Consider the following 13,991-nt stretch of genomic DNA (forward strand, 5'->3'; position numbering starts at 1 on the left):
TCGTCTACTTCGTGTCGTCCTGAGGTCAGTTCTTCTTCGCAGTACGGCGTCCACGTGTGCGAGTCGCCGGGCGCCAGGCCCGCAGGTCCTCGTCAGTCAACCCATGCTCGCCCTGGATCTGTGCGCGGTACCCAGCGAAAAAGGTGGCAGGCGACATTCCGTACAGCGCGTCGAACTCGCCATGCCACTGGTTCAGCCACGGCTGGAGTTCCAGCAGACCGGCGAGAAACGGTGTCAGTTCCTCGGCGGCCAACTCGTGGTTGGTGAAGTAGGTGGTGAGTGCTTGCGCCTGCTCCCGATGATCCCAACCAGCCCAGCCATACAGATCGGGGGTGCCGACGGTGGTTATGGAATACGAGATGAAGCGCTCCTTCGGCACATCCAGCTTGCCCCGCGCCCGCCAGTAGGATTGCTTGAGGAAGTCATTGTTGGTGTACTTCTTCGGCACTGGAATCGACTTCTGGAACTTGCGCTTGGCGCGCTCCTCCTCAACCGGGTCTTCCTTCCGAATGGCGTCCTCCTCTCGCTGTAGGACCCACACGTGTTCCCAGTCGGCGCGCTTCTTCAGCCCGTCAGGTTTGTATCTTAGAGCAGCGAGAAACGGCACGTGCTCGTCGGCGAGTAGAGCAGTAACGATGGCCGGAAGATCCCGATAAGGTGCATAAATGGCCCCAACGGAAACAAAAACCTCGTCGCGTGACAGAGCGTCGGTGAGTTGTGCTCGGGTGAGCAGAGTTGGGTGGTCGTCCTGATACCAAATGTCCCGGTTCTCGATCCGATCCAACAGCGTGGAACGCAGAGCGCGATCTTGCATCACGTCCCAGCCCTCGGTTGCCCACCGGCGCTTGTACTCCGGCCGCTCAATCATGTCGATCGCCCGAGAACTTTCTATGGCGTCGATACGCTTTTGGACTACGGCCTTGTAGGCATCGGGCCAGTGCTCGGGCAGAGTGGTGATCGGGGTGGCGTCGTGCCGCTTGAACCACTCGTCGGATGCATTGCCCCGCCGGGCCCGCCGGGCCAGGACGATCTCAAAGGCCCGCTCACCGGGAACAAGTTCCGGGACATCGCCTTCGGGCGCACGCAGATCTTCGCCATGCAGGTTGTAGATCGAGTACACCTGCCAGTCCAGTTCCTCTTGCAGCGCAATCATCCGGGCACGGGTCGACTCCCAGTTGGCCCGAGCGTCCCGCAAGGCTGCTGCAGTGGGAACAGGCTTATCGACACTGGTCAGCACAGTTGGGCTGGTAACGGCGAGCTCCTGCGCCAGCCTATCGAGAGAAGTAGCGAGGGCGGTAGGATAAGTGCGCCTCAGAGGGAATTGACCGACTTTGGTGCTGGCAAACTCGTAAAAATCTTCGAACGGAATCGTGGTCTGTCGCGCACCTCGTGAATCTACCGTGCTACCCTTATTGTGAGCCATCATTTTCAGCCAGAAACACGCAGTGGAACTGTTCAGTAGGCCAAGAAGATTCAGGTGTTCTTCTTCCGATGCACCCGAAGGCAGCTTGATCACTGGAGCCGTCTGCTTGAACACTTTTCCGCCCCTGTCGAGCACGAAGTGGTTGTGCGTGGACACGAACGCGAACGTGATCGACAACGGAATGCGGTACCGTTCCGGAACCCATCGGTACCAGGCCCACCATGGCTTACCAAGATCGTGCTGGGTCTTACCGTCGAATCCTTTCGTAGATCGAAGATGACTTCGCACTATCCACAGCAGACGTGCCCAAGGTTCCGAATCGTCATAAGGCAGCGGCAAGAGATCCGGGGAATACGGCGCGAGAGCACTTTCGACGCAATGAGTGTCCCAGTCACGAACGACTTCACCAATGATGAGCGGCTTGATAATTTCATCCGCTATATGCTGGCGCTGGAGTGCCTCCGGACGACTGACAAAGGCATCGTCCTGACCTGGAAAACTAGCAAAACCAATGTCCCTACCCAGCACCCTTCTTAGGGTATTTACCTTGTTTGTCTCGATTTGCTCTACCATCTCCAAGCCGCCATCAACTAGAATCCACGGCTGCCTGTCAAAGTATCGCTTACGATCCAGGTCATCCACTGATACCCACAAGCTAACTGAACCAGGTTGATCGATTTGCCTTAGGATCGCCTGCCAAACCTGGCCAACCTCACCCCTATCCGGCACGGTCGGCTCTCCTTGGATACTTCGTACCGTGCGGATCGTGCCTGAGCGACCTGGGCCACCCCGGCGTCGTCCAACAAGGATCACTGTGGGAGTGCCATGACCGGGGATGTAAGCCCCGGATGTGTCGATGACCTCAGTCAGTTCGACCTTGTGCGCGAAGAACTCCTCGATCAGCTTAGCTCCAAAACCGCGCTTCATGAAAGAGTTCGCGGTAATTTGGCCGACCATTCCGAAGCCGCGACCGTTTTCGTCTCCTGCTTTCGCAAGCTGGAAAAAGCGTTCGGCGAATGGCACCGACAGCGCATACTTCCCAGTACAGGACGGGTAAAGATCCCTGTATAGTTTGTTGAGATTCTTGTCCTTGACCGTGATGTAGGGCGGATTCCCAACTACGACGTGATAACGCCCTTGATCCAGAATTCGCGAGTATTCGTGGACATCCTCTGTGGCGTAAGAAAATTTCGCGAGTTGATCGTCGTTCTTTTCGCCTTCCAGCGTCAGTTCGAGCTGCCGGGACTTGATGAGTGAGTCTCCGACTGCCAGATGAATCGGCCAGTCGTACCGGCTTGCTTCATCCAAAGTTGATATGTTGGCAGTCGCCATTGCCGCGACCAACAGCCGGAACCTTGCAATGGCCACAGCGAAAGGGTTGATGTCAACACCGTGTATCGAGTCCAGGGCGGCCCGAACCCGCTCATGCACATCGACGTGCGGTTGGTTTTTCGACCACTGCCGTTCCATACGCCGAAACGCGCCGAGCACGAAGTGGCCAGAGCCACAAGTGGGGTCGATCATCTTAAGTTCGCCGAAGTGCGCCCCCAGTTCCCGTATGACTGGGTCCATCGTCCGGTCGAGAATGAACTCCTCCACGAACTCTGGTGTTTGAAACAAAGCGTAGTTCGTCCGGACATCCTCCGATAGGTCCTCGTAAAGATCGCCCAGGAACCGCGTGTCCCAGCCTGAAGTCCCGTCGTCGCTCAATGGGTCCGTGAAGTCGTGGGCAAGATTGCCTGATTCGTCGCGGTTGCGCCAGAATTCGATCAGGTCGCGCGCGCCATCATGCGAAAGCGGAATCTGGTAGAGCGGATTGTGATCGGGGTTGAACAGGAGCTTACCCGCCTGGCCTGTTCCGATCTCCGTGAAAGCGCGATCCAACCAGCCTCGATACGTCGGGTCGGCGTCCTCGTGCACGTACGCCGCGTACCGCTCCAGGGCCAGGTCGCGCCGGTCGGCGGTCGGTCCTGTGATGTAGGGCTCCGGGATCAGCAGGTTGTCCTCGCAGAAGCGAACAAACACCGATCCCAGCACCCACGCCGCCGAAACCTGGGTGATGCGCTCTTCCAACCAGGAGTTCCAGGTGGCTGCCGTTCTCCCCAACTTGAAAGCTTGGGCGTGTTCGCCCTTCAAGCGGTCGTCGACGTCGCGCAGCGCCCGCACCTGCTTTTCGAGGTCGCTTTCGACTGCCTTCACCTGTCGCTTCAGGTCCTCCCGCAGTACCTTGCGGTTGATCACGCCCTACTCCCCTTCATCGCCGCATCCGTTGGTGCATGTCCGCGCCACGAGGTCGAGGTGACCCACGCGTCAAGGAGTTCGATCCACTCCGCCAGCCCCGACTGATACGGCACGGCGGTCGTGCCGAGCTTCGGAGCTCGGGCCGCGTCAGGCTGAGGACAGAGCAGCCACAGCGCCCGCTCACCGTGCCGAGCCCGTTCAGTGAGCCGACTCAAGACGCCCATGGCGTTGTAGCGAGCGAAGGCCCCGGCGTCGACCAGCAGCAGAGGGCCTGTTCCGGACGCAAGTTCTTCGTTGATTCGGGGCTCGACAAGGCCCCATGCGGTCCGCGCGTACTCGGCGAACTTCATCGCGTCTCGCGAGCCGGGTTCAGCGGCATCCGCCTGGAGGATGGTCTCCCAAGTCGGTTTGGGCCGCGGATCGACCTGCTCATGCAGCGCGGCCAAGAACAGCCTGGCCACCGAAACCACGGATGCGCCGAACTGGCCGTCCTCCGCACTCAGCGTGCGAACGGCACTTCGGCACAGCCCAGTCCGCACCGTAAGAACGCGAAAACCATCGCCGCGAGCGGCGGCCATAAGACGCTCGCTGGTGCGGATGGTGCTGGCCAGGTCCGGGTCGTCGTCGTAACGCGTGGCGCGGACGACGAACGTCCCCCCCATCGACGTTGAGCCCAGGTAACTGGACTCAACATGGCTGCGGCGGGGGAGATACCGCTGGGTCCTGGTGTCTTCCCGCGTGCTCAGCACCAGATCAAAGCCAGCGTCCCGCAGGGCCTTCGTCAACTGGCCGCCGATGGGCAGCGCACGATCACCCTTGTCGTCGAGAATCTCCGGGAAGCGAGTATGGATCCGCTCATGGATCTCTTCCACTCCCAAACCAGGCTGGCGCTCCTCTGACAGGTTTGGCACCAAACGCACCAATCCGGCCTGCGTGAGGCGCAGCGCTCTTACCAGTGACAGGTCGCGTGGGTAGATTTCCAGGCGCGGTGTAGCTGCGGCGTTGCGGGAGGCCGCTGCCGCGAGCTCGACCAGGCGTCGCTCATCCCAGGCGAGCACGCCGTTTGGTGGGGTGACAGCACCCAACTCGTTGAGCACCGTCGTCGATGTAGGCAGAGTTTCAGATTGGGCCAGCCGATCGGCGACCTGGCCAAGACGCTGAGCATAGTCCAGCAGTCCCGGACCGAAAGGGGCGTCCGGAGCGTCGTCCGGACCGACCTCAAGAGCCAGCAAGCCGGCGCCCATGCCTTGGTCGACCGCGTCGCGGTTGGCTGCATGGTGGAATTCCTTGCTTTCCGGCTCTAGTTGCTCGGTCTCGACTACCACTCGGACCGCGGCAAGGGCAAGCGCACGACGCTGCTCGCGATTCTGCAACCGAGTTCCATGCCGCACTGTGAGCACATCGGCAATTTCCGCAGCGGATGCGACCCTTCCCAAGCCTCTCAACAGCTCCAGGATCTCGGCGCGCAACGCCTGCACAGTGGGAAGGCGTTTCCAACGCTTGCGCTGGGTTTTGAGCATCTGCGGGATACGGCCCGCACTCAGGCCGAGTGCCTCGGCGACATCCTTCTGCCTGGGCCAGACACCGATTTCGGGGAGATGGCCGTGCTCGTCGGGCAGCCGCAGCAGCAGCCGCACCATCTCGACTTCGTTCGCATTGCTACCGTTTTTTTTCGACTCCGGGACAAAGACCGTGGCCAGCGTGTCCAGGCTTACCGCACGCAGCGCCCATCCATCCAGCGTGCGCGTCCGCGGATCGGCGAGCGCGGCCTCGGTGGCCGACAGCTCCTCCTTCGCTTCCTTCCGACCCGCCGCGCTCAGGGGTGCGGTCGGCAGTTCGGCGAACTTTTTCCGCCATTGCTTAACGCGGTCCTGCACCTCGCGGAGAGTCTTGCCACCCACGCCAGGGGCGTTGAGTAACTGCCGTTCACTCAGGTCCAACAGCTCGCCGACGGAATTGACGCCCAGCCCGTACACGAACGAGATCGCGGCCGGGCTGAGTCCGGACAGCTCAATCGCAGTGTCCCGAATGACCTTCTCGGCCAGCAGATCGCGCTGTTGCTTGGCGGATGCTGGCTCCGCCTCGTCAACTCCGTGGATCGCGGGAATGCCGGTTAATGTCAGTGAATCCGGCGAAGGCTCGGAATGCCGCGAGCGGTTGGTAGAGGGCACTGCCTCCGCCATGTCCAGGAAGATCTTCTTCCACGCATCCCGCATCGGCTTGAGCTCGGGGAACCTCTCGCGGATATCCCGGTGCAGCGCCTTGCGAAAGAACGCGACCAGCCCATCCCGAACCGCTGGGTCGAACGCTTCGGCGGCGATCGTCGGGTACGGCTCTTCGGCGGCATCGGTTTGCTGGGCTGACACCTTGCCTTCGCCCCACACTGGTAGCTCGCACGACGCCATCTCGTGCAGGGTGACAGCGAGGGCGTATCGCTCGGCATGGGCGTCGTAATTCGATCGCGTCAGCGTGCCGAGGAACGGATCCAGGTAGCCTTCAGTTCCGACCTGGTACTCCTGGGCCGGGTAGCCGGCCAGCGAGAAGTCGATCAGTACGAGTTCTTTCGTACGATTGGGGCGGACTCGGATCGCGATGTTGTCCGGCTTGACATCGCGGTGCCAGATGCCCTCTCCCTCCAGAAAGTCCGCCGCTCCGAAGAGATAGTCGCCATATGACTCCAACTGGTCGACGGTGAGCCGACCGTTGTCGCGAAGCTCACGGGCAACGGTCTCCTCGCGTCGTCGGCGACGCTTTCCGGCTGCACTGTCGTTTTCGGCGGTCATGTCGTCGTCGCGCTCGTCGCCGACGTACTCAATGACCAGGACCGTGCGACCGCCGATTTGCTGCGGCGCAGACTCGACCAGTTTAATGATCCGGGAGTCCGGGCGCAGCCCCCCAATAACCTCGGCCTCGCGTGCCAGCACCTCGCCGCGCTTGTCGGAAAGTGCCACCTTGAGCACGACAAACGTCTTCGACCTGGGCGCTGCCGGGCCAGCGGCCAAATCCCGGGCCAGGAACGCGCGGCTGGTGGATCCAGTCCCCAGTCGCCGCCGGACCTCCCAGCGGCGATCGACGACATCACCCGCGACAGCGTCTAGTGTCCTGCGCCGGAGATTCGTTGACAATATGATCGGAGTGACTCCAAGATCTCGTCAGCGCTCTTCGTCCAGATGAACGGCCGGGGATCGTTGTTCCACTCGTCGATCCAGTTGCGGATATCGGCCTCGAGTGCCTGGACGCTGGTGTGCACGCCGCGTTGCAGGAGTTTGGTGGTCAATTCGCCGAACCAGCGTTCGACCTGGTTGATCCAGGACGATCCGGTCGGGATGAAGTGGATTTGGAATCGGGGATGCTTCGCTAGCCATTTCTGGATGATCTCGGTTTTGTGGGTGGCGTAGTTGTCACAAATGACATGGACGCCTAACTCCGCCGGTACGGTTTTGTCGATCTTGGTGAGAAATTTGCGGAACTCGACCGAGCGGTGCCGGCGGTGCAGCGAGGAGATGACCTTGCCGGTGGCGATGTCGAAGGCGGCGAACAGGCTGGTGACGCCGTGACGGACGTAGTCGTGGGTGCGCCGCTCGGGCATGCCGGGCATCATCGGCAACACCGGCTGGGACCTCTCCAGCGCTTGCACCTGGGATTTCTCATCGGTGCACAGAACCACTGCGTTCTCGGGCGGGTTCATATACAGGCCGACGACGTTACGGACCTTCTCGATGAACTGCGGATCGGTAGAGAGCTTGAATGTGTCGGCCAAGTGGGGTTTAAGGTTGAACGCTTTCCAGATCCGTCCCACGGTCGATTTACTCAGCCCGGAACGCTTCGCCATCGATGTACGCGACCAATGCGTCGCGTTGTTCGGTTTCTCTTCCAACGTCGAGACGACCACCTTCTCCACCTGTTCGTCGGTGATCTTCCGCGGCGCGCCTGGGCGATCCTCGTCGACCAACCCCTTCAGTCGTCGCTGGACAAACCGCGACCGCCACTTGCCCACCGTCGGCCGCGACACCCGCAACTTCTCGGCGACATCCACATTGGACAAACCATCGGCGCATGCCAGCACAATCCGACACCGCAACGCCAAAGCCTGCGAACTCTTCGCCCGCCGAGCCCAACGCTGCAACGTCGAACGCTCATCGTCGGTCAGCACCAACTCAGCCTTCGGCCGCCCAGTCCTCGCCATTCCCGCAGTATAGCCATTTCGACCATGAATTTCCGGTGCAGGACACTAGTGGGTCCTTTTCAAATACAGGTTCGTTAGGTGATTCTTCCTCCGCGGGGGGGTGGTTAGGTCATCTTCGACAAGTTCCAGCATCTCCAGGAACTCATCGACCGTGCCCAGTCGTTGTTTTGGCCGGTAGGCGGTGGCAGCCTGCACCAGCTCGTCGATGTCCTGGGACAGGCCATCCACCACAGCGCTGGGGCGGAGGCCTTGCCCGGCTTCAAGACGCGTGGATAGTTCGGCCTGGATTGCGCCCGGAGCCTTCCCAGTGGTCAGCAGGTAAGTGAGCATGCCGAGTCCGTACACATCTAGGGCAACGGGATCGGCGTTCGACGCAGTCAACTCGGGGGCGAGATAGGGATCGGCACCCTCGACTAGATGCGCGCTGGCATTCGAGAGAGATGTCGGCATGAAACGGTCGGCATGCCCGTGCTCACGCCCCTGTTGCTCGGCCACCTGCCAGTCGGCGATCTGGAGATGCGGCGCGAGCCAACCGGCTTCTTCTGCATCCGTCCTCGTAGCGCGCTTCTGGACGCGCGGAATGACGTGGATCGCGTGGGCGCACAGGGCGCGGTGATAGATGCGAACGCTGTGCGCACTGCGCACGGTCTCAGCAAGCTGACGAGCCAACGCCATGCGGCTTAGGATGTCGAGCTTTTCACCGAACTGCGCCAAGTACTCGTCCAGCCGCAGTGTCCGCGGATGGTGGTCGAAAATCAGCGCTGGGCCGGACGGATGTCCGGACGGATCGTACAACTTCAGCGGCGCGACACCGGGGTGCCGGAATCGTTGCAGCACCGTCGCTTCACGCCGCGCAGCACGCTCTACAGACGCCCGCAAACCTTCCTCCGAACCGCGCTCAGGCAAGAAGACGCGTACTCGGTAGACGCCCGGCAGTTCTGTGTGCCGGGCCAAGTAGTCGGACCAGCTCGGGCCCGAGTCAAACGCTTTGCTATCGAGCAGGTACGGCCCAACTTTGTACGCGGCGTCACTGCGCTCGATCCGGATCGCCTTAAGAGAAGCCTTGAGCTGGCGGGAGCGTGGGGCGTCGAAGCGACGCCGATCGTCGCGCGGTGGCTGCTTAAGCATGGCAACCAGCTCGTCAACGGTATATACACCGTGTAGATCGTTGGCGGGTAGCCGCAGCTGAAGAGAGGCGTCGGTGAAGCAGACGGCTTCCGATACCCACGGCGGTGGAGTTCCGGCAGGGGTGTGCAGCCTAAGCAGCCCGCCGAGCTCTCTCGCCTTCTTGTTAGCGAGGTGCAGTGGATTACTGTGAGGGACTTGGCTGCCGCTGGGCTTGGTCTGTAACCAACTGCCGTTTCGGGATTCGACTGACCCGTGCCAGTCCTTGAGCTCAATCAGATACACACCGCCCGGTGCGACGACCAGCAGGTCCACCTCACGGACATGGCCGCTGTTCGCGGTGAAGGTGAAGTTCGACCACGCCCGCCACGGCTCACTGTCGGGCAGTCTCTCGCGGATCGCTTCCAGACCCCGCCGTTCATGCTGGAACTCGGACTCCGTGACCGTTACCCATCGGCCGTCCCGCATATTGCCCCCCGGCTTCTCCCCAAGACCTCGATCCGGCACCGCCGCTTACCAAGCTCAAGGCACAGATAGTAACCATGCCGTAGCTCGTTGGTGTCTTCACCCATCGAATAGGCCTGCGACGAGCATCGTCAGAGCACTACGACGACGCCGATCGTGACGCAATCTCAAGATATTCCCGGTTCGCGGGACGCCAAATAGGTTGCCAGAGACCCAGGGCAGAAGCTCATGTGTTCGGGAGCTGATCAGTGGACTTCGAAGTGCGCAGCCGCCCGACGACGCGTCGAGCCTGCCCCAGAGGCACAGTCAGCGGAGCGCATAGTGATCCTGGCGCAAGACGGCCAGACACCGACTCCGCACACTGCGCGACGCACACGTGCACCTGGGAACCAGTCGACGATCAGCCGACAAGAACAGAACCTCGACAAGCCCGTTCGGGCTCACCGGGAATCACCGCCCGAACGACGACGGTTGCGTACGACGTCAACGGTGGCGGAAACCAGCAGTTCACGGCGGGTGCGGTTTCGTGTGGATGCTGTTCGAGTCGCACCGGGGGCACTCGCAGCAATCACACCAGATCGCAGTCCATCCGACCTGAAGATCCAGGTCGAAGTGCAGCTCGATGGAACCCAGGGCAAGGCGGCAGGGACCCGATGAGCCAAATGCAACGCATGATTCCCGTTCCTTCGGTGGCACTGGGCATTGACCTGCACCTGCAGTGCATATGCCTGCAACTGTCCGATATTCCACGCCGGGAGCTCGGCCTGCTGGCAGGCGGACTCGCTCGATGAGCCTGAAATAGCTCTGGGGCCTAGCTGGCTCCCCTTTTCCTCCGGACCATTGGCTGGGTGTCGATCGAGGTCTTCGGCTACCTGGACCTCCCGGTCCGAGTCGCTGCGATCCTGGCGCTGCTCTACGCCCAATCGTTCGAGTTGTTCGGCCGCATCGCGTCGGAGCTCGGGAGGTCAGCGTCATCTGAGCTCAAGCAGGCCAGATCCTCGTCAGAACCGAGAACGCGCTAACCCAGCGGTCGCCATGAGCTAGACGCTGACCGGCCAAGCCGACTCGACGGCTTCACCGAGCGGCGTTGATCTCGATGACCGATCCGACGCCGACCTGGCCCGCGAAGTCGCAGTGCACCAGGCCGACGAGATGCGCTGGACCAGGGAGGACCGACCGGCGGGTGGATGTTGGCTAATGCTGCTCGCTGAACACTTTCTAGGCCGCTAGATCTATTTACCTATCGCCTGCGACATCCGAGCATAGAGAGACGTCGCCCGCCGGATTGCTCGTTAAGGAGGGGCTATGAGTTAGCCGGCGAATACGAGAGCCCGCCAGTCCATGAGACCCAGGGGTGAGGCAAAGTCGGGTTTTAGCTGGTCAGGATCAGTGTGATGGCTCGTTGTGGTTTTCGTGCGTGGTGGCGTAGTGCTTTTGCGATGTTGGTGTGACCGGCCAGGCGGAGCAGGCTGATTGCGAGGTTGCGGATGCCGGCCATGATGCTGGGGCCTCCACCGGTGGAGATTCGTGAGGCGTCCTCGCCCATCGTGACGTCGCGGACCCAGTGCAGCTTGTTCTCTACGTGTTGTTCTCTACGTGCCAGTGCCCGCGGATGTAGCGGGCCAGTTCGGCGGGTTGGGCTTGCTCGGCGGTCAGTGAGGTGATCGCGTAGACGGTCTCACGTGTGGCGCGCTTGGAGTCGCGCTTGCGTTTGCGGGTGCGAGTGATCTGGATGGCTGCGGCGTGCGGGAAGCAGATCCCGGTTTCGATGGTGATGATCTTGTAGCTGCGGGTGACCGTGCGGCCATGGCTGTTGTCGGTCTCGCGGTGTCAGACCGGGACGTCCTTGCATGGCTGGCCCGCCAGCTGCCGGCGCAGACTCTGCTGATTTCCCTTGACGGTGAGGACGTAACGGGCGTCCCGGCGGTGGAGGTACTCGGCGTGCTCACGCTGGGCATGCAGGGCATCGGCGGTGACCACGACACAGGCGAGATCGTCGATCTTGTCGAGAAGTGTTGAGAACATGGGGATTTCGTTGGTCTTCTCGCTGATCTCGACTTGGCTGAGCGTCACTCCCGCGGCGTGGTCCAGGCATGCCATGAGCATTCGCGCCCGGCCGTCGCCGACCCGTGAGCCTCGCAGCGCCTTGCCATCGACCGCGATCGCGCGACGCCGCACCCGCAGACCCGTCTTGACCCCGGCCGTGCCGGCTCTGGCCGCAGCGGCCAGGCGGCCGGCGAGGAACCTGCTGATCGCGGTATCGAACCCGTCGCCGGTGAACGCCGACAGCGCACGCCGGATCGTCGAGGCGTTCGGCGCGCCGATCCCCATCTCAGACAGGGTGTCGTCGACGGCGTCGGCGGCCCATTCGGCGATCGCGGCGAAGGAGCGTGCACCGGAAACCACCGCGCACACCGACACGAACAGGATCGCCGCGAACCGATGCCGTACACCTCGTTTCTTGCGTGGGTCCGGCACCGACTCCAGTACCCCGAGTAACTCACCCCGCGCCTGTGACGCCACCCCGCCCAACGGGGCCAGTTGACGAGACAACGCAGCAATGGGAGACGATGACACAGCAGGCACGGCAAGGCTCCGAAGATCACGATGGCGTAGGAACCTTCATGATCAACGGTCCCGCCGTGCCTGCTCCAACCCCCCCAACCTTCACCACGCACATCCCAAAACAACAGGTCAAACCACCCGGCACACGACTTTGCCTCAGCCCTGAGGTAAGGGGTCCTTCTCCTCGAACTCCGACAATGGGTCGGTCGTACTCGGGTTCCCAATCGTTCGGCCCACGCCTGCCGTAGTTCATCTGGCTCCCCTCCCCAGACATCGAGTGCCGCGTCAGTCTGCCGCCCAAACCCTTGCCCGCGCGTAGCGGGCTACAGAATGTGTCCTGCGACACGACTAGTCGGGTGACAGATTGCCGGGGTGAGGTCGACCAGCCATTCCTGTTGAGCGTGCGCGGTATCGTCCCTGACCGGACAGGAAGATCATCACAGCGTGCCTGCGGGGTCTGGGTGTAGTGCAGTTTCCGGGGTCTCCCGCAGCAGCTCTCCTAATCAGCACACCGCTGGCCGCGCTGAGGCAGCAGTGTCGGTGAGCCCAACGCCTCAGCTGGCCGGGTCCGGTTCGGTATGAGTGACTCCGCCCGCGGCTGGTGCGCCACCGATTCCAGGCGGCGGCGCTCCAACGCCGGCACCGACCTGGCATCGGCGGCGGGTTCGTCGGGCATGCGGTGATCCCGGTCGGCAGCACCGGCTGGCCGGGAACCTCGATTGCCGAGTCAGCGGGAATATGGGGCGCGGTACAGGATCGGACGCAGAACTGGCGGCGATGGTGTTGGAAACCGCGTACTCACACGTCTGCCGATGGCCACCTTCGCGTGGCGGAAGCTTGCCGAAACGCTCGTCGCGATCCGCATAGCCGCGAACACGCCCCCGCCGCTTCCCGCACGGCACGGCCAGGCGTTGTTCGATAGCGCGGATTGCCCTGGTGAGACTGGTTTTCTGGAGCGCCCAGGCACCGCAGGGACAACCGGTACTGGGCCTCGGATGCCCGGGTGATCGCACCAGCCCACCGTGACGAACACCGGGCGGTGAGATTCCTCCTGCGTCGTGCCCGTTGGGTGTGCTTCGCCGCCACATCGCCGCCACATCGCCGATACAGACCGTTCAGCCAGGTCGGATCGGGCGAGAGAACCAAGGTGCTGTCCTACCGGAGTCAGCACCTTCTCATCAACAGCCGACACCCGGAGACGATCGCGAATACGCGCTCCCGACGGCGCGGCCACGGTGAACGGCGCAGCGATCAGCCGAAGCTTTCCTCGCGCCACCCCCTCACCCCGCACCGCCCCCCACCATGGGGCCACACGCGAGAAGCCGCATGGCTGATGAATCACGGCGCCTGAAATGGCTTCCCTAGCAGGCCACCGGTCGTAGCGACCCGATCCAGCACACATTGCGGTCATCATCGCGGCCCTGCAGGACGTGCGGCCTGCGTACACCGCAAAGTTCGGGTCGGGCACCTACGGCGTCTTCACCGTCACGCGTTTGGAGGGGCGTTCCCGCCCCGCCTACTACGGCGACTTCGTTTCCAACGACGGTTCGTACGTCCGCGACAACGTCGCGCTCGTCGCGAAGGGCGACGTAACAGGGCCCGGCGACAGAATCGCCACTGTCGACACGGGCCACCCCCGCGGCGTCTACCCTGCCAACGGCTCCTCGGACCGGCTGCTGCTGACGATCCTCGGTGGCGCAGGCGTCATCGTCCTCATCGCATGGGCGATCACCATGTTCCGACTACTTCGCAATCGCCGCTGCCGCGCCCAATACGAGAGCGCGCCGTTGTTACCGACTGCCAGCACCCGCTCGGGGGTGGGGAGTTCGGATCACAGCGGCCCGCTGGGACCGAGTGACCTGCGCGTTCCTGGCACCCGGAGCTGTCGGCCGCGACGTGGTTGTACCCGTGCGACCCGATTACGTGCGGCTGTTTGCGGACAGTTCACGCTCCCCGGACCTTCGCCGTGGCGGCGGTAGCTGTCGC

General features: G+C 62.4%; 5 protein-coding genes. All 5 read right to left on the reverse strand.

The genetic code is table 11. The features are described 5' to 3' along the window. Nucleotides 1–25: 25 nt before the first annotated feature. The 5 genes from pglX to DL519_RS46910 all read right to left on the reverse strand — a co-directional run bounded on the left by pglX (nucleotide 26) and on the right by DL519_RS46910 (nucleotide 11,918). Nucleotides 26–3,664 (reverse strand): BREX-2 system adenine-specific DNA-methyltransferase PglX, encoded by a 3,639-nt coding sequence (gene pglX / locus DL519_RS19960; protein WP_190817008.1) that lies wholly within the window; start codon nucleotides 3,662–3,664, stop codon nucleotides 26–28. After that, complete coding sequence (locus DL519_RS19965; RefSeq protein ID WP_223839303.1) at nucleotides 3,661–6,789, reverse strand: protein kinase domain-containing protein; 3,129 nt, start codon at nucleotides 6,787–6,789, stop codon at nucleotides 3,661–3,663. The genes pglX and DL519_RS19965 overlap by 4 nt, the downstream gene beginning before the upstream one ends. Then, nucleotides 6,759–7,850, reverse strand: a complete 1,092-nt coding sequence (locus DL519_RS19970; RefSeq protein ID WP_190812759.1) for an IS630 family transposase — start codon at nucleotides 7,848–7,850, stop codon at nucleotides 6,759–6,761. Before DL519_RS19970 ends, DL519_RS19965 begins: the two co-directional genes overlap by 31 nt. 45 nt (nucleotides 7,851–7,895) lie before the next feature. Beyond that, complete coding sequence (locus tag DL519_RS19975; protein ID WP_190817011.1) at nucleotides 7,896–9,443, reverse strand: NERD domain-containing protein; 1,548 nt, start codon at nucleotides 9,441–9,443, stop codon at nucleotides 7,896–7,898. A 1,827-nt stretch (nucleotides 9,444–11,270) separates the two neighbouring features. Further along, the gene (locus DL519_RS46910; RefSeq protein WP_263399676.1) at nucleotides 11,271–11,918 is read right to left on the reverse strand and encodes an ISAs1 family transposase; all 648 of its coding nucleotides are present in this window, start codon (nucleotides 11,916–11,918) and stop codon (nucleotides 11,271–11,273) included. Nucleotides 11,919–13,991 lie beyond the last annotated feature (2,073 nt).

Origin of the sequence: Saccharopolyspora pogona, assembly GCF_014697215.1 — a bacterium.
Taxonomy (GTDB): Bacteria; Actinomycetota; Actinomycetes; order Mycobacteriales; family Pseudonocardiaceae; genus Saccharopolyspora; species Saccharopolyspora hattusasensis.